Source organism: Cryobacterium sp. TMT4-31 (assembly GCF_004403385.1).
Classification (GTDB): Bacteria; Actinomycetota; Actinomycetes; order Actinomycetales; family Microbacteriaceae; genus Cryobacterium; species Cryobacterium zongtaii.
In genome coordinates, this window is sequence record NZ_SOGI01000015.1 from 56,132 (window position 1) to 78,210 (window position 22,079).

Below are 22,079 nucleotides of genomic sequence, written 5' to 3' on the forward strand. Positions count from 1 at the left end.
CGAATGTCCGTTCATGGAACACCGACGATCACGGCCGGAGCACAGTGGGTGCTGCTGATCCTGGGCGGTATCGTGACCGTCTTCGTCGTGCTGGCCGCGGTGTGGGTGGTCTTCTCACCCCGGCCCGTGCCCACCCCCGCAGTGGACCCCGACGCCCGGCCCGTGCCAGCAGCGCCGGCGGCGGCTGCCGCGGTCAGCGCCCCCACCGCCGTGCTCGAACCTGGCACCCCCAAGCCGGCCGCCTGCGAGCAGATCTACAGCCCCACGATGGTCGGTGCGTTCGGCGACCTGGTACTCAACCCGGCCTGGACCACCCAGCCCGGCGCCGATGTGCGCGACGGCGCCGACGACCCCGAGCTGCGCGCGATCATCAACGGAAGCGAGCACCTCAGCTGCCGGTGGGTCAGCCCCGCCGGGGCGTCCGACAGCGGCGTGTCCACCAGTGTGGTGTGGGTCGCCGCCGACCAGACCGCCGCCGTCGAGGCCCGCCTCCGTGCGCTGGGCATGGAGTGTTACGAGGAATTGGACGGGCTGCGCTGCATCACCGAAACCACCACCGACGTCGGCCGCTACGGCCAGTCGCACTTCCTGCGCGGCGGCATCTGGCTGGCCACCCTCTGGGTGAACGCCGGCCCGGATGGCTACACCCACGACATGGTTAACACGATCTGGGCCGGTGCCTGACCCAGCAATGCGACGGGCCGAGGCATATATGTGCGCAGAGCGGCGGCCCAGCCGATAAGGTACAGATAAGCATCGACCGACCTAGCTGACACCGGACCGGCCGGGCCGACCCTGGGCCCCCTGTTTGTGGGAGTCGCCACCTCATGAGGCCTGGGTTATCGTGACTCGTCATCTCATTCGGGCGCTGGTTGACCAGCTGCGTGCGCTCGTCTCCCTGCAGCCACAGCCCGGATGGAGAGGTTCTCATGGCGACGCTCACTGAGATCCTGATTCTGCACGGCCTGTTGCCAATCGAAGTACTGGATACGCTCCTGGCCGGGGATCCGGCCGACGAATCTGCCGTGCGTGCGCTTGTCGCCCAGGGCGTTATCAGTGAGGTACAGTTCGCCAAGGCCCGGGCAGCGCAGGCGAACCTGCCCTTCGTCGAGCTCGCCGACTACCCCGTCGACCGACTAGCCGTGGCCCTCGTGCCCGTCGGGGTCTGCCGGCGGCACGAGGTACTCCCGGTGCTCATAGACGGCAACCGGCTGGTGCTGGCCATGGTCGACCCCGGCAACGTCTTTGCTGTCGACGATGTGCGCGAGGCCTCCGGGATGCGTGTCACCCAGGTCGTCGCCGAACGCTCCGACCTGCTCGCCGCCATCAGCCGCTACCACCGGGCCGATGGCGAACTCAGCGATCTCACCTCCACACTCGAAGAAGAGAACGCCGCCGCTGCCGCCGAAAGCGCCTCCTTCGGCGTCTCCGATGCGGGAGACGACGACGCCCCGATCGTGCGGTTCGTGAACCTGCTCGTCAGCCAGGCCATCCAGGACCTCGCATCCGACATCCACATCGAACCCGGCGAGCACAGCCTGCGGGTGCGCTACCGCATCGACGGGGTCTTGCACGAAATGCAGACCGCACCCAAAAGCATCCAAAACGGTGTCATTTCCCGGCTCAAGATCATGAGCGACATCGACATTGCCGAACGCCGCAAACCCCAGGACGGCCGTATGACGGTGCGGCACGCGGGCCGGCAAATCGACCTGCGTGTGGCGACGCTGCCCACGGTGTGGGGCGAAAAGGTCGTCATGCGAATCCTCGACAACTCCAGCACCACCCTGGACGTGCGGGCGCTGGCCCTACTTGAGCACAACTTCGAGGCCTACAAGACCGCATATTCCAAGCCATACGGCATGATCCTGATCACCGGCCCTACCGGCTCGGGCAAGTCCACAACCTTGTACACGACCCTCGGCGCAGTCGCCCGCCCCGAGGTCAACGTAATCACCGTCGAAGACCCGGTGGAGTACCGCATGGCGGGCATCAATCAAGTGCAGGTGAACGTGAAGGCGGGCCTCACCTTCGCCAGCGCCCTGCGTTCCATCCTGCGCAGCGACCCGGATGTGGTGCTGCTGGGTGAGATCCGCGACCACGAAACCGCGCAGATCGCCATCGAGGCCTCACTTACCGGCCACCTCGTGCTGTCGACCCTGCACACCAACGACGCGCCGAGCGCCATCACCCGGCTCACCGAAATGGGCATCGAACCGTTCCTGGTCGGCTCTGCCATCGACTGCGTCGTCGCCCAACGACTGGCCCGACGGCTGTGTGACAAGTGCAAGGCGCCATCAGCGCTGACCGCCGAGGGCCTCACTCGGTTGCGCTTCGCGTTCGACCCGGAGTTGCCGTTGCCGACGATCTACGAACCGGTCGGCTGCTCGAGCTGTTCCAAGACCGGCTATCGGGGCCGACTCGCCGTCCACGAAGTCATGACGGTGACCGAGGAGATCGAGCGACTCGCCGTCGCTCGCGCCTCCAGCGCTGAGATCGCCCGCGTCGCCCGCGACCAGGGCATGATCACACTCCGCGAAGACGGCTGGGCGAAAGCCCGCCTGGGTTTGACATCGATCGAAGAAATTTTGCGAGTGGTCGCGTAGTGCAAAAGGGGACACCAACATGAGCCAGCCCATCTACGACATTCCGGTGACCCCGCCGCAGCGTCCAAACGGCGACGAGGATGCCAGAGCCGACCCGGCGGCCGCCGCCATCGAGCCTGAGCCGTGGTATCTCAAGGACCCGGCAGATTCCCCCGCTGGAGACTCAGCGCCCTTCGTCTCCAAGTACGACCTGCCCGCGGAAATCGTGACCGTGTCGCCGACACACGCCGAACCGGCCTGGTCGGGCGAGGACATCCGCCCGGACCTCACCCGCTCGGCGCTGGAGGGGGCGGAGCAGGTCCGGGTGCTCCGGCCTCGGTCGGAGGGCGCCGACCCCGTTCGCTCTCGCCGCGCCCAGCGCACGGATGAGCCTTCGGGCGTCGATCAGGACCTTCTTGATGCCCTGCAGGAGGTGCTCGACCTCAACGGCTCGGACCTCCATATCACGGTGGGTGCACCGCCCAACCTCCGGGTGAACGGCAGCCTGCGCCCACTCGACAACACGACTCGCTGGTTGTTCGACAAGGTATCGAGCGCTCTGCTTAGCATCCTCACTCCCGCGCAGCACATGGAGTTCGAACGGGAACTGGAACTGGACTTCGCATATACCGCCAACGGTGCCCGGTTTCGGGTCAACTACTACCAGCAGCGAGGCTCGATAGGCGCAGCATTCCGACTGATCCCGCGAGACATCAAACCGCTCAAAGAGCTGGGGATGCCCGAGTCGGTGGCCCGGTTCGCGGCGCTGCCGCGAGGGCTCGTGCTCGTTACCGGTCCGACCGGGTCGGGCAAATCAACGACTCTAGCCGCACTCGTCGACGAGGTCAACCGCACCCGTGCCGACCACATCGTCACCGTGGAAGACCCGATCGAGTTTCTGCACAAGCATCGGATGTCCCTGGTGAACCAGCGTGAGGTCGGGAGCGACACCAAGAGCTTCGCCGCAGCCCTGAAACACGTCCTTCGGCAAGACCCCGACGTGATCTTGATCGGCGAGCTTCGTGACCTCGAGACCATCTCCGTTGCAATCACTGCCGCTGAGACCGGCCACCTCGTCTTCGCGACGCTGCACACCCAGAGCGCTCCGCAGACTATCGACCGCATGATCGATGTCTTCCCGCCCCACCAGCAGGCCCAGGTGCGCTCCCAGCTGGCCGCGACCCTGCAAGGTGTCATCTGTCAGACCCTGGTGAAGCGCGTCGATGACGGCCGGGTGGTGGCGACTGAGGTCATGTTCGCCACTTCCGCGATCGCCAACCTCATCCGTGAGGGCAAGACCTACCAAATCCCTTCGGCAATGCAGGCCGGCCGTGCCCTGGGCATGCACACCATGGACCAGCACCTGGCCGAACTGGTCGATGCCGGTCTCATCAGCCGAGAATCCGCCGAGGAGAAAGCCCAAGATCTTGAGGGTCTCGCCCAGCTCATTCGTCGGATCGACCCGACCGCAACGGGCACGGCTACGTCACCGATGTCGAGCGACGGCATCGACTACGACGCCTTTTCCGGAGGGAGTGGCTACTGATGCCCGCTAGTGTAGCTTTCGCCTATAAGGGCCGTAATGCCGCAGGCAAGGTCATCAAGGGCCGATTGGACGCCTCCTCGGAGAGCGTTGCCATGACGCGGATGCGCACGATGGGGCTGTCACCGATCTCTGTGTCGGAAGTTGCCGTCGGTACCGGGCTCAACACGGACATCACGATTCCTGGGTTTAGCAAACGGATCGGCCTGAAGGACCTGGCCATCATGAGCCGGCAGATGGCGACCATGACCTCGGCTGGCCTCTCCCTGCTCCGTACTCTCAACATCCTCTCTGAGCAAACGGAGAACAAAGAACTCGCAAAGATCCTCGCGGCCGTCCGGACCGACGTTGAAACGGGCGTGTCCCTGTCGGATGCCATCGGCAAGTACTCGACCACCTTCCCGCCGATCATGATCAACCTGATTCGGGCCGGAGAAACAGGTGGATTCCTGGAGGATTCCCTCAACTCGGTCGCCGGTAACTTCGAGTCAGAGACGAAGCTGCGGGACACGATCAAGTCGGCGATGGCGTACCCGACCATTGTGCTCATCATGGCGGTGCTCGCGGTGATCGGTATGTTGACGTTCATCGTTCCGGTCTTCGAGAAGATGTTTGCCGGCTTCGGTGGCCAGCTTCCGTTGCCCACTCAGATACTTGTCGTGCTGTCCAGCGCCATGGTGTGGCTCCTGCCTGTGCTCATTGTCGGTGGGATCATTTTCACTGTCTGGTGGGGCAAGAACAAGAACACCGAACGTGTGCGCAAGGTCGTCGACCCGATCAAACTCAAGGTGCCCGTCTTCGGCCCGCTCATGACCAAACTGGCCATCGCCAGGTTCAGCCGCAACTTTTCGACAATGATCGGCGCTGGCGTGCCGATCCTGCAATCGTTGAACATCGTCGGTGAGACTTCCGGCAACTGGGTGGTTGAGTCCGCGTTGCGCAAGGTGCAGGAGTCGGTGCGTCAGGGCAAGTCGATTGCGGGACCGCTCGCCTTGGAGCCAGTGTTTCCCGCGATGGTGGTGCAAATGATTTCCGTCGGCGAGGATGCCGGAGCGCTGCAGCAGATGCTGGGCAAGATCGCGGACTTCTACGATCAGGAGGTGCAAGCCACGGCCGAGCAGCTCACCGCGCTCATTGAGCCGCTCATGATCGCGTTCATCGGCGTCGTGGTCGGCGGGATGATCGTGGCGCTGTACATGCCGATGTTCAGTATTTTCGAGTACATCAAGTAGTCATACCCCCCGAAATGGGGGTAGTGCCTCTTTGAACTGCCCCCACCTGCGGGAGAGCACACGGTCTCCGAGACCATATGCTCAAATCAGGCAACGCAATCGCTCTTCCCAGTTCTCTCTCAGCAAAGGACCCCCCTAATGATCCGCAGAATCTCGGCATCGCTTGCCAACAAGCGTTCAGCACTTGACCAGAAGGAGAAGGGCTTCACGCTCATCGAGCTCCTGGTCGTCGTTATCATCATCGGCATCCTCGCTGCCGTTGCCATCCCGATCTTCCTTGGCCAGCAAGTGTCGGCACGTGACAGCGCCGTGAAATCAGACATCGCGAATGCGAAGACTGCAGTTGTGGCATCTATGGTGGCCAGCAACGGGGTCATTCCAACCACACTGACCGGCCTGTCTGGTTTCTCGGCGCCCACATCCTCAAACCTGACAATTGCCGCGACAACCACTACGCCCGCGGGTTTCTGCATCGCTGGATTCGATACTGTCAATACAGCGACGGGGCACACATTCCACGCGACTGACACCGCAGGGGTCACCACTGGCGGCTGCTAACCCCAATTTCTGGGTAGGGGCTGGCATGACGCGGATCACAAAGATTGCGTCCACCAGCCCCTTACCTTTCCCGGGCCACATGAAAGGAGGATGCAGTGGAATCCGATTTCAGTCCGCGGCGTATAAAGAACCGTGACGATGGATTCGGCCTCATTGAGATCGTCGTATCGATGTTCCTCCTCGGCCTTCTGGCGATAGCCTTCCTGCCACTCCTTGTCACCTCGATGACGTCCACGGTCATCAACTCCTCCGTTGCTACGGCCACACAGTTAGTGAACGACCAGATGGATCAGGCCCGAACCGCCGGAGACACGTGCGCTCTCATCGAGGCGTACGAGGTCGCAACCGTTGCCGCCGTACCGCCTGACGCGCGAGGCGTGAGCTACCAGCCGACACGCTCCGTTAGCACTTGCCCGTTGACGTACCCGGGAACAGTCAGAGTCACGGTGGCGGTATCGGTGGTCGGTTCGACTATCGCGCCGGCAACGGCGACCACACGGGTCTACCTCAAGTCCGCCTGATGGCCGACTCCCGTCCCGAGTTCGACAGAGGAGACACGACCTCTGGCTTCACGCTAATCGAACTGCTCATATACATCTCGATGATGGTGATAGTGCTGGTTATCGTCGGCGGAGTGCTCATCAATTCGTTGGCAACTCAGCGCACGGTCCGCAATGCCACCCAGGCGAGCAACGCTGGTCAGCTTGTTGCAGAATCGATCGGGCAGGGAGTGCGCAACGCCAGTGCGCTAGCACTCACCACGCCCAGCCCGGGAACGCAGCTACTGACCGTGCGCACCGCAAGCATGGCTACTACGCCGGTCTGGCGCTGCCAAGCTTGGTACTTCGGCGGCGGTGAAGTTCGAACCAAGACGTCCAGTTTGCTGATATCAGCCACTGATTTTGATACCTGGACACTCCTTGGAGACGGAATGAACGCCGTTTCAGGCGTTCCCATAGTTAGCCTTACCCCTGTTTCGACCCCAGTTCCTGGCCCAGCGCCTCCTCCTCCTGCGCCGTCACGAGGGATCATTCTCACTCTCGACGTCAGCACAGTCGATGGTGAGCCCGTGCGGATAAACAATGCCGTGAGCAGTCTTCAGCCCTTGCCCGTTCCTGTGCCGGTGACCGGATTGGTAGGTTTGCCATGTTTCTGAGGTTCAAATTGACCGCGTTCCAAGAGCGTGGGAGCGCCCTGATGGCCGTCCTCGGTGTGATGGCGGTCACGTTAGTGATCGGCCTCACGATCACCGCTGCGACTGTGAACGGACTTGCGACTACGAGTGGGAGCAGAGCGCACGTGCAGTCTCGTGCAGCGGCCCAGGCGGGGACCGCCCTCGCCGTGGAATCCATATCCCGAGGATCTTGTGTGTCGCCGGTAGTCTCCAGCGATCCAATTGCGTCTGCGGTGCTCGAGTTTCAGAACGCCGCGGGGTCTCCGGTGGCCTGTGCTATCGCTACTCAGGTCAAGATCGAGTCAACGGGCACAGCTCACTCTCTCGGCGTGAGCGGGTCTACCGCTGGGGATGTAAGCAAGATCGAGGCCATCTATTCATATACCCCGGCCACCCCGCCCTCTACTCCGGCGTCCATCCCGAGCGGACCGGCCATTTTTCTTGCCAACGGCGCGAGTTTCAACAATGGTGGAACCATTACGTCCTCGGCCACTGTTCCCGCCATCCAGGTGAAGACCGGCAATCTTGACTGCGACAACAACACGGTGGTCACTGGAAACGTCGTCGTCGTGACCGGAACGATCACGCTCAAGAGCTGCACGATCACCGGAGACGCATGGTCCTCAGGCGTGACTCAGTTCCTACCGCCTGGAGGCACGATTGGCGGCATTCTGAGGGCATCGGGCGCCAAACCTGGGACGCACCCGGCCGCGCGCTGGAACCCGGCGATGGCAATGCCAACGGTTCCGGTCTGGACTGAGTTCGGTTACAACCGAAACGACTGGGCTACCCCCGCCGGGGTCCTCTTCAACGAGAACATTCGACCCGCGACCGCTGGGCTTTGCCCGTTGCCCCAGAACAACGGCACGAACCCGGTTATCTTCAACGCCCTCAACTGTGCAGGCGTTTCCGATTCAGGCGATGTCACCCTCTACAACGACCTCGTGGTCGTCGCCCACAAGTTCGACTTTGCCAACAGCTTGAACTTCAGGTCCTCCAACCCTGCGGTGCCGCATCGGGTTTGGTTCATCACGCCAGATCTGGTGCCCGCAGGTAACACGGCAACCTGCAGTGCGAATCAGGGTGACTTCGATATCGGGAACAACCTCCAGATTGATTCGCCGATCACAGCGATGCTGTACACGCCATGCAGTATCAGAACCGGGAACGGCTTTACCTGGCGAGGCCAAATGTATGCGGGGACAATTTCCAACTGGAATAACGCACTCTTCGGATACGTCGGAATCGGACTTCCCGGTGCCAACCTTAGTAACGGCACGTACACGCCGGGTGGCTCGGCTGGCTCGCCGGCCGTCCTGGGCGCCCTGGTCTCGTCGCGGGATCGTGTCGGGTGATCCTCATTCCGAGTGTCGTTTTCGGAGGATTCGGCTTGCTCATCGGCTCATTTCTCAACGTGCTGATCTTCCGCATCCCGGCTGGCCGCTCATTCGTGTCGCCCCCGAGCTCTTGCGGTTCCTGCGCCGCTCGCATTCGCCCGTGGGACAATATTCCCGTTGTCTCGTGGTTGCTTTTACGAGGACGGTGCCGCGACTGTGCCGCACCGATCTCACCTCGTTATCCGTTGGTGGAACTCGGAACCGCGATCTTTTTCGGAATTGTCACCTGGTGGGCTCTGTCGGAGGTGCCCATGGCGACCGGGTATCGGCCGGTGCTGGCCTTTGGATTGACGCTCATTGCTTTCCTTTATCTCGCCGCCGTGAGCGTTGCGCTGGCCATGATCGATCTCGACACCCACACCCTTCCGAATCGGATAGTACTTCCGGCTTACATCGTTGGTTCAGCTTTGCTCACCTCAGCTGCGATTCTGAGCGATCAGTCCCAACGACTCATCCCGGCCGCCGCAGGATGTGTCGTTTTGTTCAGCCTGTACCTGTTGATGGCGTTGCTATACCCCGGGGGGATGGGGCTCGGTGACGTCAAGCTCGCCGGAGTGCTGGGTCTCTACTTGGGGTGGCTGGGCTGGGATGCCCTGGCAGTCGGCGCGTTCGGCGCATTCCTGCTCGGCGGATTGTTTAGTCTTGTCTTGATCCTGACTCGGAAGGCCAATCGGGATAGCGGCATACCGTTTGGCCCGTGGATGCTCGCTGGGGCGTGGCTGGGTATCTTCGGCGGCGAGAGGATAGCAACGGGCTATCTGTCGATATTTGGCTTGACATGACAGCACGGATGGTTAGGGAGAAGCAATGACTGCGAACGTCGTCGGAATCGACATTGGAAGTGCGTCGGTGCGTGCCGTCGAGGTGAGCGACGCCGGACATTCCCGACCTACCCTTGTGCGTTATCACGAGGTGCCGCTGCCCGACGGCGCCGTCAGCCGAGGTGAGGTGCTCGAACCGAACACCGTGGCATCCGCGCTCAAGCAGCTCTGGTCCACGGGCGGCTTCAAAAGCAAGAATGTTGTACTGGGCATCGGCAACCACCGCGTGGTCGCTCGCGACCTGTCCTTACCGAAAATGTCGCTCAAACGGATCCGGGAGTCCCTCCCCTTCCAAGCGCAGGACATGATCTCCGTCCCTGTAGCCGAAGCCCTTCTCGACTTCTACCCGATCTCCGAGAGCGACGGTGACGACGGCCCGCACGTCAACGGTCTACTCGTGGCCGCCGTCAAGGAGGCCGTCCTGGGAAACGTGCAGGCAGTCGAGTTGGCCGGTCTGAATCCGGTTGACGTTGATCTGATTGCCTTCGCCTTGAGCCGGTCCATCTTCCGGGGCGCGCAGTCCGGCGACGCTGTTGTGCAGATTGATATCGGCGCTGGCACCACCACCGTCGTCATCACTTACGCCGGAACGCCACAATTCGTGCGGCTGATCCCCACTGGCGGTCAGGATCTCACCCGGGCCCTCATGCAACGCCTGGAAATCTCGGAAGACCAAGCCGAAGTGCTCAAAAGATCCGAGCGCTATGTGTCCACGCCCTTGGGGCAGGAGACTGCGGCTTCAGTCATCCGTGAGGTCACAACGGAGCTCCTCAACAGCCTGCGGAACACGGTCAACTACTTTGTCAATACCCGTAATGCCGTGCCGGTGAGTCGAATTGTGCTGACCGGAGGTGGCGCTCGACTGGCCGGCTTTGCCGAGGCGTTGACCGAAATCACTAGGCTTCCGGTGTTAGCCCCTGATCCGTCTCAATCGGTTGGGCTCGGGCGAGGGGTTCGTGCTGACGCCTTCAGACAGACGCAAAGTACCTATCTCGTTGCACTGGGTTTAGCCCTGGGAAGTGTCGCGTGAGCCGCAGGACCATTGAAGAGGAACTGGCGGTCGGGGGTGAACCCCGTGTGAGCCTTTTGCCTCCCGAAGTGTTGCAGCGCCGTCGGGCGAAATCCACCCGCAGGATCCTGGGGCTTGGCGTGGTTGGGCTGCTCGTTTTGGTACTCGCCGGTACAGCCGGAGCGACTTTCCTATCGAGCCAGGCGCAGACAAATTTGCTCGCGGACCAGGCTCTCACGGGCGAGCTCCTTGCCGAACAGATCGAGTACGCAGAGGTTCGTAGCGCGCAGTCTCAGGTGTCTCTCGTGGAGGCCGCTCAGCGCGTTGGCGTTTCGACCGAGATTGACTGGAAGTCGTATCTCAACGAGGTCCAGAGGATCCTCCCAGCCGGCGTGGTCATCCAGTCAGTCACCGCCGACTCCGCCACCCCGATCCTGGCGTACGAGCAGCCTACGGCTCCGCTTCAGGGGGCACGGATTGCGACCCTTAATTTCTCCGCAACCAGTAGCGGTTTACCCGACGTGCCTACGTGGCTGGATGGCCTCGCCACGCTGCCGGGGTTCGCGGATGCGCTCCCCGGTTCTGTGAGCCTGGATAAAACGACCGGACTCTACACCGTGAACATAACCATGCACATCAACGATGCCGCATTCGCGCAGCGCTTCGTCGAAAAGGAGTAGTAGCCATGGACAAGAACAGAATTTGGCTCATCGGCTCGGTGCTCACCATGGTTGCCGTGGTTGCCTTTGGATTTATGCTCGGCGTTCAGCCGCAACTCAAGGCCGCCGCCGCGGCCCGCGCGGAAAGCTTGGCAGTGCAAGCCGTCAACGCGGAGCAGACCGTGGTGCTGGACCAACTAAAGCTTGACTTCGCTGGAATCGATGACCTGCGTGCCGAGTTGGCCCCGCTGGACGATTCGGTCCCAACGGGAACGGAAATGCCTGCTTTCGTCAAGCAACTCTCCGAACTCGCCGGCCGGTCGCAAGTAACGGTCGCGTCGATCACAGTGGCCGACGCAGTTGCGTACACGCCCGTTGCAGCCGCAGTTGTGGCAGCACCCGTAGCCGAGGACGGTGCAACCACCGAGCTAGTCCCGGCCCCGGAGGCAACAGTCGCAACGGCCGGTATTCCGCCCGTCGTCGATCCTCTGATCACAGCCGGGAACTTCGCTTCGCTGGCAGTTCAGATCACTCTGACGGGCGACTACAACCGCGTACTCGATTTCGTCAACGGATTGCAGACCGGCGCACGGCTCTTTCTGGTGTCAGGGGTGAGCACTGTGGCCGTTATCGACGCTCCATCTGTCGCCGCGACTGACGGCGACACAGATTCAAACGCAGTTGCCCCGGCGGCAACGTCCGGTGTTGTCGACGCCACCATCTCGGGCCTCGTCTACGTGCTCGTCCCGCAAGGTGCCCCTGCGGCTGCGGTAGCGGAGTAGCCCGCCGACATTCCTGCCTGTGCGGGTTCGGCCTCCCTCAGTTCTGGCGCGTGCATTGCTACAGTGGCAGCACAGAGCTACGGCCGCGAGGCTCACGAGGAGTGCAGCATGACCGACACCACGCCCCCCGAGGGCAACAAGAACCACAACCCGGATGCGCCCACCGAGCACATCTACGACGATGCGAGCCCGGAGCCCACCACCGTGGCCGACCCGAGCAAGACCGTCGACCAGCCTGTGCGCGAACCGGTGGCCGAGACCTCGACGCCGGAGCCTGCCTACGTTCCCGGCGAGCCGATCGACTACGAGCCGGCCACCCCGGTGACGGTCAACGCGTCGGAGGCGCCGACCGAGAAGGTCGAGCGCCTCACCGCCGAGCCCACCCCGGCCGAGGTCGCCCGGGATGAAGCAGCTGCGGAGCAGAAGAACTACACGCCCACCTACGTGCCCACCCCGGCAGCCGCGACGGTCCCCGCCGCAGCCGCGCAGCCCACCGTGCAGCCGCCGGTGCAGCAGCAGACCCAGCAGTTCTCGCAGAGCCCGGTGTACGTCACCGCGCCCACCCCGCCCAAGACCCTGGGCAACCGGGCCGCCGGCATCCTCATCGGCCTGATTGCCACCGCGGTCTTCGCCGGCGTCTATGCGGTCATCGCGTTCTTCATCTCCGCCGCCAACGCCGCCACCGTCGCCGACGCCACCACCCGGTTCACCGACTTCCTGGTGCTGCCGGTCTTCTACGTGCCGGTGATCTTCTTCTTCCTCGCCTTCGCGCTGCTGGTCGCGGTGCTCAACCGTGCCGGCTGGTGGGCCTACGTGCTCGGCGGCTTCCTTGTCGCCGTGGTCGTGTACTTCTCCTACATCGGCGGCGCCCTGCTCGCCGTGCAGGCGTGGAACCTGTCCCCCGCCGAAGCGGCCCGCTTCGTGAGCACTCAGTGGTTGAACCCCGGCGCCATCGCCGCGGCCGTCGTGGCCCGCGAGGTGCCCATCTGGTTCGGCGCCTGGATCGCCCGCCGCGGCCGCAGCATCACCGCGAAGAACATCGCCGCCAAGGCCGAATACGAGCGTCAGCTCGCCGAAGGACCGCAGCTCGCCCGTCCGGTCTAACCGCTGGCAGTGCGGGGGGAGCACAGAATGCGCGATTACCAGAAATATGCGACCGTCGTCGCGGTTTTCGCGACCGTGCTCTACGCCGCACTGCTCGTGGCCGCGTTCGGCCTGATCAGCCTGGCCACCAACCTCGAGGTCATCGCCGACAGGTCGGCCGGCACCCTGGTGGGCCCCACCATGACGGCCGTCGCCGTGCTGCTGGTGCTGCTCATGCTGATCGTTCTCGGCGTCAACACCCCACCCGACAAGCAACGCGTCGTGGTGGGGTTTGCTGTTGCCACCGGCATCGCCGCGTACGGCCTGTTCATCGTCACCGGAGCCATCCTCGTGGCCGCCGGCAACGGCCAACCCTTGGGCGTGCTGCTGTTCGCCGGCAGCATGCTCGCCAGCCCGTTCGCCCTCACCGTGGGTGCGCTGGCCTTTCTCGTCGCGCTCGTCTACTCGATCCTGCTGGCCTCGCACTACGGCGAGCACGGCCGGCCGCTCTGGCCGTGGGAGCGCCGCGGCGAATAGCACGTCACCCCGCACCGCCAGCTCTACTGACATAGGAACTGAATGCGCCTCAAGCTCACCCTGGTTCGCCCCAACGGCGCCGCCAGCGACATCATCGTCACCGCGGATGCGGCAGCCACGATCTCCGAAATCGCCGGCACCATCAGCCGGGTCGACGCGCAGACCACGCACTCACCGGACCGGTTCCTCACCCTGCGGGCAACGCTGCCCGGCCAGAGCGTGCCACTCACCCTGCCGCCGGACGGACCGGTGGGGGAGGCCTGGATCGGCTCCGGCGCATCCGTGAGCCTCGCCGACGCCGGTGTGCTCTACCAGGCCCCGTCAACGCTGACGGCGCAGCCGGTAGCCCAACTCAAGGTGCTCTCCGGGCCGGATGAAGGCCGCGAGTTCCCGCTGGCGCCCGGCAGCCTGCTGGTGGGCCGCGACGCCGCCTGCGACATCGTGCTGCACGACAGCCTGGTATCGAAGAAGCACGTGCGGCTGGAGATCGGCGAGGCCGTGGAGGTCATCGACCTCGGCAGCGCCAACGGGGTCGTCGTGGACGGCGGCATCGTGGGCCGGCTGCGCATTGCCAAGACCGAACGGATGCTGCTCGGCGACTCCGAGGTCGAAATCAGTCTGGTCGCCGGCGCCGCGCCCGAAAGCGCGCCCAAACCCGGCCCGATCTTCTTCAACCGGTCGCCCAAGGTGGAGAAACGCTACATCGGCCAGGAGTTCGTCTCCCCGGAGGTGCCCACCGAGAAGGAGGACGCACCGTTCCCGCTGCTGGCGATGATCACCCCGCTGCTGCTGGGCGGGGCGATGTTCGCGCTCACCAAGAGCCCCACCACCCTGCTGTTCTGTCTGCTCTCCCCGGTCATGCTGATCGGCAACTTCTTCACCACCAAGGGCCGTGACAAACGCCGGATGGCCAAGGCCGTGGCCAAGTTCAGCGCCAGGCTCGAGGTACTCACCAATCGGCTGGCCACCGAACGGGTCATCGAGCACGAGCTACGGCTCAAGGAGTCGCCCTCCACTCTGGAAGCACACGAACACGCCATGAACCGGGGGCCGATGCTCTGGACCCGCCGTCCCGAACACTGGTCGTTCCTGAACGTGCGGCTCGGCTGCGGCACCATGAACTCCCGCAACACCATCTCCGACTCCAGCCGCGGCGACATGCTGCCGGAGTTCGAGGAGAAGCTCACCGAAGTCATCAACGCCAATCGCACCCTCGACGGCGTGCCGCTGATCGACAACCTCTACGACTCCGGCGCACTCGGAATCGCCGGCTCACCCGCCCAGGCGATGGGCTCGATCAACTCGATCCTGGTGCAGCTCACCGCACTGCACTCACCGGCCGAACTTGTCGTCGCCTCCCTGGTCACGCCCCGCTGGTCCCGTGAGCTGGAATGGCTCAAGTGGATGCCCCACACTTCCTCCCCGCACAGCCCCATTGAAGGGAGCCACCTCGCCGACAGCGCCGCCAGTGCCAGCGCGGTGCTTTCCGGCATCGAGGGTGTTGTGGAGCAGCGCCTCGCCCAGGCCAAGGCCAGCCGCCGCGGCGCCATGGTGCAAACGGATGCCGCGCTCGAGCGCGGCGGCGAGGTCGGCGCATCCGGCACCAAGGAGGGCACCAAGTCGGCCATCCCCGCGATTGTGCTGCTGATCTCCGACGACGTGGCTATCGACCGGGCCCGGCTCGTGCAGCTCGCCGAAATCGCCGCCGACGCCGGCGTGTACCCCATCTGGATCGGCCCGACCGTGGCGGCACTGCCCGCCGTCTGCCGCACCTACCTGCACCTGGGCGACGAACCCGGCATCGCCACCGTCGGTTTCGTGCGCCTGGGCGAGACCATCGACAACGTCGTCACCGAACAGGTCGACTCCGCCGCCGCCCTCGAATTCGCCAAGCGGATGGCCCCGGTCATCGACGCCGGCGCCCTCGTCGCCGACGCCAGCGACCTGCCCCGCACCGTGTCGCTGGTCACCCTGCTCGGCCATGACATGGTCGAGACCAGCGCCGCGGTCATCGACCGGTGGCAGCAGAACACCTCCATCCACGACCGAAGCGGCGGCACCCCCAAACCGCGCCGGGCCGGCAAGTTGCGCGCCATCATCGGCTCCGCCGGCGTCGACGCCATGCACCTGGACCTCCGCACCCAGGGCCCGCACGCCCTCGTGGGCGGCACCACCGGCGCCGGCAAGAGCGAGTTCCTGCAGGCCTGGGTGCTCGGCATGGCCGCCGAGTACAGCCCCGACCGGGTCACCTTCCTGTTCGTGGACTACAAGGGCGGCTCGGCCTTCGCCGACTGCGTCACCCTGCCGCACTGCGTGGGACTGGTCACCGACCTCAGCCCGCACCTGGTGCGCCGCGCGCTCACCAGCCTGCGCGCCGAACTGCACCACCGCGAGCACCTGCTCAACCGCAAGAAGGCCAAGGACCTGCTCGAGCTGGAGAAGCGCGGCGACCCCGACAGCCCGCCCGCCCTGGTGCTGGTGATCGACGAGTTCGCCGCCCTGGCCACCGAGGTGCCCGAGTTCGTCGACGGTGTCGTCGACATCGCCCAGCGCGGCCGGTCGCTCGGCATCCATCTGATCATGGCCACCCAGCGTCCCGCCGGTGTGATCAAGGACAACCTGCGCGCCAACACCCCGCTGCGCATCGCCCTGCGGATGGCCGACGAGTCCGACAGCACCGACGTGATCGGCACCAAGGAATCCGCCCACTTCGACCCGGCCATCCCCGGCCGCGGCGTCGCCAAAACCGGCCCCGGCCGGCTTGCCCAGTTCCAGTCCGCCTACGCCGGCGGCTGGACCAGCCGCGAACCCGAGCGGGCCGGCATCGACGTGCACGAGCTGCGGTTCGGCGCGGAAAGCCGTTGGGAGGAGCCGCGAGCGGTGGACTACGTCGACGAGGACCGCGACCTCGGCCCCACCGACCAGCAACGCCTGGTCACCACCATCATCGGCGCCAACGCCGCCACCGGCATCCCCGCGCCCCGCCGGCCGTGGCTCGACGAACTCGCCGGCGCCTACGACCTCAGCCTGCTGAGGCAGCGCACGGATGCCGAACTCCTGCTCGGCGTCTCCGACATCGCCGAGCAGCAGCAACAGGTCTCCGCGTACTTCCGGCCCGACATCGACGGTCACATCTCTATCTTCGGCACCGGCGGCTCCGGCAAGTCCGCGGTGCTGCGCACCCTCGCCTGCGCGGCCGCGATCACCCCGCGCGGTGGCCCGGTGCACGTGTACGGGCTCGACTTCGGTGCCGGCAGCCTGCGCATGCTCGAGCAGCTGCCGCACGTCGGTTCGATCATCATGGGTGAGGACGTCGAACGGGTCGTGCGGTTGTTCCGCACCCTGCAGGGTGAAATCGACCGCCGCAAGGCGCTGTACGCCGAGGCGAACGCGTCGAACATCACCGAGTACCGTCAGCTGGCCAACCAGCCGGCCGAGCCGCGCATCCTGCTGCTCATCGACGGGTTCCCGAACTTCCGCAACGACTTCGAGATCGCGGCCGGCCGCGCGCAGTGGTTCGACGTGTTCAAGGACATCCTCTCCGACGGCCGTCAGCTGGGCATGCACGTGGCGATCACCGCCGACCGGGCCGGCGCGGTGCCCGCGTCGATCTCCTCCGCGATCCAGCGCAAGGTGGTATTGCGCCTAGCCGACGACGGTTACGGCATGCTCGACGTGCCCGGCGACATCCTGAGCATCAAGTCGCCGGCCGGCCGCGCCATTGTGGACGGCTTCGAAACCCAGATCGCCATCCTCGGCGGCTTGTCGGCGCAGTCCGCGCAGTCGGCCGCCACCAAGCGGCTCGCCGACGCCATGCGCCGTGCCGGCGTGGCCGAGGCGCCGTCGATCGGGGCGCTGCCCAAGGAGTTCCCGCAGGCGCAGCTGCCCGCCCGGATCGGCGACCGGGTGGTGCTCGGCCTTGGCGACATCGACCTGGGCCCGGCCGGCTTCGAGCCCAGCGGCACCCTGCTGCTGGCGGGCCCGCCGGCCAGCGGCCGCAGCACCGCCATCGAATCGATCGCGCTGGCGTTCAAACGGTTCGAACCGGATGCGCGCCTGTACTACTTCGGCAACGCCCGCTCGCCGATCTCCCGGCTGGGTTTGTGGACCGAGGCCGCGACCACGGTGGACGCCATCGCGGCGTTGGCCAAGGACCTTGCGGCGGCGGTCGCCGACCCCGACACCGAGGGCCGCATCGCGGTGTTCGTCGAGAGTCTGGGTGACTTCCTGCAGACGCCCGCCGACGGCGGCATCCTCGAACTCACCCGGGCGGTCAAGCGCAGCGATCACTTCTTGCTCGCCGAGGCCGAGACCAGCGCCTGGAACTCGTCCTGGCCGCTGTTCGGCGAGATCAAGAACGCCCGACGCGGACTGCTGCTGCAGCCCGAATCGGTCGAGGGGGACATCCTGCTGAAGACCGCTCTGCCGCGGATGAACCGGGCGGAGTTCCCGCCCGGCCGTGGCGTGCTGATTGCTAAGGGCAACTTCGTGCGGGTGCAGCTGCCGCTGCTCTCGTGACCTTCTGTTCCCGAAGCGGACATTTGCGTCCGGCACGCCGGCCGCAAATGTCCGCATGGGCAACAGTTCGCGTCATGGGGACCGCTGCCCATCGAACCCGTTCACCGGGTTCGGTACTGTTCTAACAGGCAGCCGGCCCACGCGCATCCGTCGCAACGAGGCCGGTCAAGCCGAACACTTAGGGGGAACCGATCATGAGTGATCTCATCATCAACCTGGAGCTGCTTCATCAGCTGCGGGACGACCTGGACGCCGTCGTGAAGGAATTCACCAACGCCGACGACTTCAGCGACGACGTGGCCATTGCCACCGGTCACGAGAACCTCGGTGACCACGTCAGCGATTTCGCACACAAGTGGAACGACAAGCGCAAAGCCATGACCGAGGCGGTCGAGGGTCTGCGCAAGAAGATCGAGGGCATCACCGACGGGTTCACCCAGGTGGATGACGGCCTCGCGAAAGCCCTGACCGACGCCACTCCGCCGCTGCAGACCGCCACCCCCCTGTGACCCACCCCATGCCGTCCGCCCGCCCGGCCACCCCGAGATCTTCCCGCAGCCTGCCGAAGGAATCATCATGACCGACACCGAATTCCGTGCCCTCGAGGGTGACCCCGACCTGGTGCGCACCAAGGCGCAGCACTACGCCGAGATCGCCAACGCCATCGCCCGGTCGGTGACCACCCTCAACTCGATCAAGTCGGTGGAGGGCATGACGTCCAAAGCCATCGACGCGATCCGCGAAGAGGCGGGTAACGTCGCCGACGACATCGGCAAGGCCAAGGACCGGTACGCCGGCACCGCTCAGGCCCTGATCACCTACTCGGCGCAGCTGCGCCTGGCGCAGGATGCCGCGACCACCGCCATTGCGCACATCGGCGACAAGGAAACCGCCGCCGACACCGCCGGTCGCACAGCCACCCGCACCGCCGCCACGGCCGAGAGCGCCACCCCGGAGTCCAGCGCCACCGACACCGCCGCCGCCGACAAGGCCGAGGATGCCGCCGAAGCGGCCGGCCAGGCGCTGCAGGCGGCCCAGGCGGAATGGCACTCGGCCCTCGCGATCAAGAACCAGGCGGCCGAGTCGGCGATCACGGCCATCCTCGAGGTCGTCGAGGGCAAGAAGAGCCAGGACCTCAACGACACCTGGTGGGACGACTGGGGCGCCAAGGCGCTCGACATCCTCAAGACCATCTGCGACTGGGCCGGCGTGTTCGCCGTCTTCCTGGCCTGGGTGCCCATCCTCGGCCAGGTGCTGATGGTGCTCGCAGCCGTCGGCGCGGTGCTCACCCTCATCGAGGCCACCATCGCGGCCGTCAACGGCGACGGCAGCTGGTGGGCAGTCGCCGGCGCCGCGGTCGGTGCGGTGATGTCGATCTTCGGTGGCAAGATCTTCTCCGTGGGCGCGAAGTACGTGCGTGCCTCGATGATCACCAAGGCCGCCGCCAGGCTCGACGGCGCCCCGGCATTGACCCGCCAGCTCAGCGGGGTCGGCCGGCACAGCAAGGCGTTCATGAGCATCGACGACGCCGCGAAGGTGGTCAGCAAGCCGTTCAAGGATTCGGTGCTCGGGGCCTTCAAGAAGGACCTGGTTCCCGATGGTGCGCCCGTCAAAGCGATGGAGATGTTCAAGGAGGCGGCGAAGAAAGCCCTGCCGACCCTCGACGATTTCACGCCCTCCAGTCTGCTGAGCCTGAACGACGACCTGATGGACTTCTACCGGATGGCCGGCAAGGCGCCGCAGATCCTCGATACGCCGCTCGTCGTGCAGGGTGTCTCCCTCACGGTGGTGCAGATGCACACCTCGGTCACGGCCGTGCAGAGCCTGATGGAAAACCCGATCGACCCGTTCCTCGGCGAGTACGCGCCTCTGGTGCACCAGGTCGAGAAGACCTTCGGGAGAGACTAGACCGATGACATTTCGCAATTCGCCTTCCACCAGGGACATTGTCGACCTCAGCGTTGACGCCGACGCCACCTGGTATCCAGTTCCGCTCGACCGGTCTGAACAGCTGCTCTGGGGTGAGACCCTGGCCGCCGAGGTGACCGGGGCCGGAAGTAGCCGGCGCACGCTCGGCAGTCAGCTCGAAGCGCTGCAGATCCGGCTCATCGGCATCGGCAACCCGCGGATGAGCTGTGCCGTCTGGATCCCGTACCCCGAAACGGGCCGGGCGTCCAGCGCGCTGGCCTTCCAGCTCAACGACCTGCCCGCCGGCACCTCCGAAGCGGCCGCTGACAGCTACCTCGCCGAGCTTCGCGCCGACGAGGGCCGCCGTACACCCGGCATCGAATACCTGAGCGTCACCACCTGGGAGGGTGAGGTCGCGGCCGGTCCGTTCGTCGCCGCGCACAACCTCATCGCCCTGCGCAACCCGGGCGACGATGAAGCCGTCATTGAGGAACGCACGGTCTTCGCCGTCTTCCCGCCCGGCGCCGCGCAGATGGTGCAGCTGGTCTTCTCCGCCGAGAGTGTCGGCGCGTTCGTCAACATGCCCCGACAGACCGAAGAGGTTGTCGCGGCCCTGCGCATCGAACTGGAGGCGACCGCGTGACCCGCAAGGTAGTCAGCCCTGACCAGACCTTTTCGATCATCCTGCCCGGGACCTGGGCGGTCATCCCGTTGCAAGACGAAGTGGCCATGACCAAGCGCATCGTGGCCCTGGTGAAGAAACAGGTCGGCGGCGGTGACCGTGCGGCCCGCCTGCGCCGGCAGACCCGCGACGAGTTCGTGAAGACGGCCCAGCAGGCCCGGGATGCCGGCGCCATTTCGTTCGCTCTGTCGATGGAACTTTTGCCCGGCGTGCCGTTTCCCGCCGCGATGATCACCACTGTGGAGACCTGGCCGGTATCGGCATCCGCAGAGCTGGACCCGGCCGACCGGCTGCGGGCCATGGTGCCCGATGCCGTGGTGCTCGAGCAGCGCAGCGGCCTGGTGGCCCGGCAGGCCGAAAGCGCCCGGCAGCGGGTGGGCCAGGAAACGGTGCCGTCGCTGCGGGCCACCTATTGGCTGCCGAGGCCACAGACCGACGATTTGCTGCGCATCACGATCTCCGCGCCCATGGTCGACGATGCCGACCTCTTCACCGAACTGTTCGACGCGATCGTTGATTCGATCGCCTGGAAGGCCGAGACCCTATGACCCAGAGCACCACCACGCCCGAAGCCACGACCGGTCGCAACACCCGCGGACTGTTCCTGCTCTCGACCGGGGTGGTGTTCGCCATCGCGGCGGTGGTGATGCTCTTCATCACCGTGGTCGGTATCTCCACCTTGCAGTCCGACGCGTTAGCCCGAATCAACGAGCAGAACCTGTCGTACCGGGCCGAGTTCGGTTTCGTCGAGCGGGAGCTCTCGGTGCTCTCCGCCATGACCGCGGTCCCGGCCATGCTGCTGATCGTCGCCGTGTGCTTCCTCATTCCGGGTTACCTGCGCCGACGCGGCGTGATCGCCGAACGCGACACCACCTTCTGGCGCGGCGGCTCCCACACCGCCAAGTACAAGCCCCTGCCGCTGGGCCTGCACGCGGCGTGGGCACTGCTGCCGTTGGCCGCATGGGTGCTGCTCGTCGTGATTCCGCTGCGCAACCTCATCGGCGGTACCGCCTGGCCGGCGGGTCTGAAGGACGAGAACTCTTCGGCGGTATGGATGCTGTTGGCCGCGTACGGCGGTCTGGCCGCGGCGCTGTTCGCGGCGATCGTGGTGTCGCTGATCAAGAAGGTCGTCTACACCGCGCGTGTTGCCCGGCACCCGGAGGCCGTTGATGGCAGCGCCGGTAAGGGTCTCTGGCGCTGGGTCACCTTCCGCTGGCGCTTCGACCTGTGGCTGGCCGGACTCGGCGGGGCCTTCGTGGGGCTGTGCTGGATCGCCCTCGGCTTCGACGACACCCCGTTCTTCGTCACCACCCTGGCTATCGGCCTGGCCCTGCTGGCGGCCGGCCTGCTGCTCGCGGTGAACTACTGGCGTGCCGGCGAGCCCCTGGGCGCGGGCGAGTCCTACTCCTAACCCGGGTCTTCGTCCGGCGCGCAGTCCGTTGGCCGAGGTTCTCGAACGTAAAGGCGGAGATCCTCGGCCGGGGTCGGCGTGTCGTGGCGCACAGCACGGCGCTTCCCTAAAACTCCGCCTTTACCGACGGATGCGTCTCACCTCGTTCGACCCGGTCGGCCAGCGGCGGGGGAGAGCATG

Annotated in this window: 20 protein-coding genes; all 20 read left to right on the top strand. The window is 65.3% G+C overall.

The genetic code is table 11. The annotated features are described in order from the left end of the window. Window positions 1-3: 3 nt before the first annotated feature. On the top strand, window positions 4-684 hold the full coding sequence (locus E3T19_RS03930) for a hypothetical protein (RefSeq protein WP_134408160.1): 681 nt from the start codon (window positions 4-6) through the stop codon (window positions 682-684). A gap of 245 nt (window positions 685-929) precedes the next feature. Further along, the gene (locus E3T19_RS03935; protein WP_134408161.1) at window positions 930-2,606 is read left to right on the top strand and encodes a GspE/PulE family protein; all 1,677 of its coding nucleotides are present in this window, start codon (window positions 930-932) and stop codon (window positions 2,604-2,606) included. 19 nt (window positions 2,607-2,625) lie between these two features. Then, window positions 2,626-4,131, top strand: coding sequence for a type IV pilus twitching motility protein PilT (locus tag E3T19_RS03940; RefSeq protein WP_134408162.1), 1,506 nt, complete (start codon window positions 2,626-2,628; stop codon window positions 4,129-4,131). Continuing rightward, on the top strand, window positions 4,131-5,360 hold the full coding sequence (locus tag E3T19_RS03945) for a type II secretion system F family protein (RefSeq protein WP_134408163.1): 1,230 nt from the start codon (window positions 4,131-4,133) through the stop codon (window positions 5,358-5,360). The genes E3T19_RS03940 and E3T19_RS03945 overlap by 1 nt, the downstream gene beginning before the upstream one ends. A 138-nt stretch (window positions 5,361-5,498) precedes the next feature. Next, entirely contained in the window at window positions 5,499-5,918 is a 420-nt protein-coding gene (locus E3T19_RS03950; protein ID WP_134408164.1) for a type II secretion system protein, read from the top strand. A 95-nt stretch (window positions 5,919-6,013) separates the two neighbouring features. After that, a complete protein-coding gene (locus E3T19_RS03955; protein WP_134408165.1) occupies window positions 6,014-6,439 on the top strand; it encodes a prepilin-type N-terminal cleavage/methylation domain-containing protein in 426 nt (141 codons plus the stop codon). Further along, window positions 6,439-7,074, top strand: coding sequence for a hypothetical protein (locus E3T19_RS03960; protein ID WP_134408166.1), 636 nt, complete (start codon window positions 6,439-6,441; stop codon window positions 7,072-7,074). Before E3T19_RS03955 ends, E3T19_RS03960 begins: the two co-directional genes overlap by 1 nt. Window positions 7,075-7,286: 212 nt before the next feature. Continuing rightward, on the top strand, window positions 7,287-8,447 hold the full coding sequence (locus E3T19_RS03965; RefSeq protein WP_134408167.1) for a hypothetical protein: 1,161 nt from the start codon (window positions 7,287-7,289) through the stop codon (window positions 8,445-8,447). Continuing rightward, window positions 8,444-9,271, top strand: coding sequence for an A24 family peptidase (locus E3T19_RS03970; protein WP_134408168.1), 828 nt, complete (start codon window positions 8,444-8,446; stop codon window positions 9,269-9,271). Before E3T19_RS03965 ends, E3T19_RS03970 begins: the two co-directional genes overlap by 4 nt. A gap of 25 nt (window positions 9,272-9,296) precedes the next feature. Continuing rightward, window positions 9,297-10,340 (top strand): type IV pilus assembly protein PilM, encoded by a 1,044-nt coding sequence (gene pilM / locus E3T19_RS03975; protein WP_134408169.1) that lies wholly within the window; start codon window positions 9,297-9,299, stop codon window positions 10,338-10,340. Continuing rightward, window positions 10,337-10,999 (top strand): hypothetical protein, encoded by a 663-nt coding sequence (locus E3T19_RS03980; RefSeq protein ID WP_134408170.1) that lies wholly within the window; start codon window positions 10,337-10,339, stop codon window positions 10,997-10,999. Before pilM ends, E3T19_RS03980 begins: the two co-directional genes overlap by 4 nt. Before the next feature lie 5 nt (window positions 11,000-11,004). Continuing rightward, window positions 11,005-11,760 carry a hypothetical protein gene (locus tag E3T19_RS03985; protein WP_134408171.1) on the top strand — a complete coding sequence of 252 codons (756 nt, stop codon included), beginning with the start codon at window positions 11,005-11,007 and terminating at the stop codon, window positions 11,758-11,760. A gap of 108 nt (window positions 11,761-11,868) precedes the next feature. Further along, window positions 11,869-12,864, top strand: coding sequence for a hypothetical protein (locus E3T19_RS03990; RefSeq protein WP_134408172.1), 996 nt, complete (start codon window positions 11,869-11,871; stop codon window positions 12,862-12,864). Window positions 12,865-12,891: 27 nt separating this feature from the next. Beyond that, the gene (locus E3T19_RS03995; protein WP_088457208.1) at window positions 12,892-13,380 is read left to right on the top strand and encodes a hypothetical protein; all 489 of its coding nucleotides are present in this window, start codon (window positions 12,892-12,894) and stop codon (window positions 13,378-13,380) included. A 42-nt stretch (window positions 13,381-13,422) separates the two neighbouring features. Then, window positions 13,423-17,898 carry an FtsK/SpoIIIE domain-containing protein gene (locus E3T19_RS04000; RefSeq protein WP_134408173.1) on the top strand — a complete coding sequence of 1,492 codons (4,476 nt, stop codon included), beginning with the start codon at window positions 13,423-13,425 and terminating at the stop codon, window positions 17,896-17,898. A 194-nt stretch (window positions 17,899-18,092) separates the two neighbouring features. Next, window positions 18,093-18,407 carry a hypothetical protein gene (locus tag E3T19_RS04005; RefSeq protein WP_088457206.1) on the top strand — a complete coding sequence of 105 codons (315 nt, stop codon included), beginning with the start codon at window positions 18,093-18,095 and terminating at the stop codon, window positions 18,405-18,407. Window positions 18,408-18,474: 67 nt separating this feature from the next. Continuing rightward, entirely contained in the window at window positions 18,475-19,806 is a 1,332-nt protein-coding gene (locus E3T19_RS04010; protein WP_088457205.1) for a hypothetical protein, read from the top strand. Window positions 19,807-19,810: 4 nt separating this feature from the next. After that, window positions 19,811-20,449, top strand: a complete 639-nt coding sequence (locus E3T19_RS04015) for a hypothetical protein (protein ID WP_088457204.1) — start codon at window positions 19,811-19,813, stop codon at window positions 20,447-20,449. Beyond that, window positions 20,446-21,036, top strand: a complete 591-nt coding sequence (locus E3T19_RS04020) for a hypothetical protein (RefSeq protein WP_134408174.1) — start codon at window positions 20,446-20,448, stop codon at window positions 21,034-21,036. Before E3T19_RS04015 ends, E3T19_RS04020 begins: the two co-directional genes overlap by 4 nt. Next, window positions 21,033-21,899, top strand: a complete 867-nt coding sequence (locus E3T19_RS04025) for a hypothetical protein (protein ID WP_134408175.1) — start codon at window positions 21,033-21,035, stop codon at window positions 21,897-21,899. The genes E3T19_RS04020 and E3T19_RS04025 overlap by 4 nt, the downstream gene beginning before the upstream one ends. Window positions 21,900-22,079: the final 180 nt, after the last annotated feature.

Bases quoted from the DNA above. Each gene is read 5' to 3' on its own strand.
- E3T19_RS03930 (WP_134408160.1), top strand. From the start codon at position 4: ATGTCCGTTCATGGAACACCGACGATCACGGCCGGAGCACAGTGGGTG.
- E3T19_RS03935 (WP_134408161.1), top strand. From the start codon at position 930: ATGGCGACGCTCACTGAGATCCTGATTCTGCACGGCCTGTTGCCAATC.
- E3T19_RS03940 (WP_134408162.1), top strand. From the start codon at position 2,626: ATGAGCCAGCCCATCTACGACATTCCGGTGACCCCGCCGCAGCGTCCA.
- E3T19_RS03945 (WP_134408163.1), top strand. From the start codon at position 4,131: ATGCCCGCTAGTGTAGCTTTCGCCTATAAGGGCCGTAATGCCGCAGGC.
- E3T19_RS03950 (WP_134408164.1), top strand. From the start codon at position 5,499: ATGATCCGCAGAATCTCGGCATCGCTTGCCAACAAGCGTTCAGCACTT.
- E3T19_RS03960 (WP_134408166.1), top strand. From the start codon at position 6,439: ATGGCCGACTCCCGTCCCGAGTTCGACAGAGGAGACACGACCTCTGGC.
- pilM (WP_134408169.1), top strand. From the start codon at position 9,297: ATGACTGCGAACGTCGTCGGAATCGACATTGGAAGTGCGTCGGTGCGT.
- E3T19_RS03985 (WP_134408171.1), top strand. From the start codon at position 11,005: ATGGACAAGAACAGAATTTGGCTCATCGGCTCGGTGCTCACCATGGTT.
- E3T19_RS03990 (WP_134408172.1), top strand. From the start codon at position 11,869: ATGACCGACACCACGCCCCCCGAGGGCAACAAGAACCACAACCCGGAT.
- E3T19_RS03995 (WP_088457208.1), top strand. From the start codon at position 12,892: ATGCGCGATTACCAGAAATATGCGACCGTCGTCGCGGTTTTCGCGACC.
- E3T19_RS04000 (WP_134408173.1), top strand. From the start codon at position 13,423: ATGCGCCTCAAGCTCACCCTGGTTCGCCCCAACGGCGCCGCCAGCGAC.
- E3T19_RS04005 (WP_088457206.1), top strand. From the start codon at position 18,093: ATGAGTGATCTCATCATCAACCTGGAGCTGCTTCATCAGCTGCGGGAC.
- E3T19_RS04010 (WP_088457205.1), top strand. From the start codon at position 18,475: ATGACCGACACCGAATTCCGTGCCCTCGAGGGTGACCCCGACCTGGTG.
- E3T19_RS04015 (WP_088457204.1), top strand. From the start codon at position 19,811: ATGACATTTCGCAATTCGCCTTCCACCAGGGACATTGTCGACCTCAGC.
- E3T19_RS04025 (WP_134408175.1), top strand. From the start codon at position 21,033: ATGACCCAGAGCACCACCACGCCCGAAGCCACGACCGGTCGCAACACC.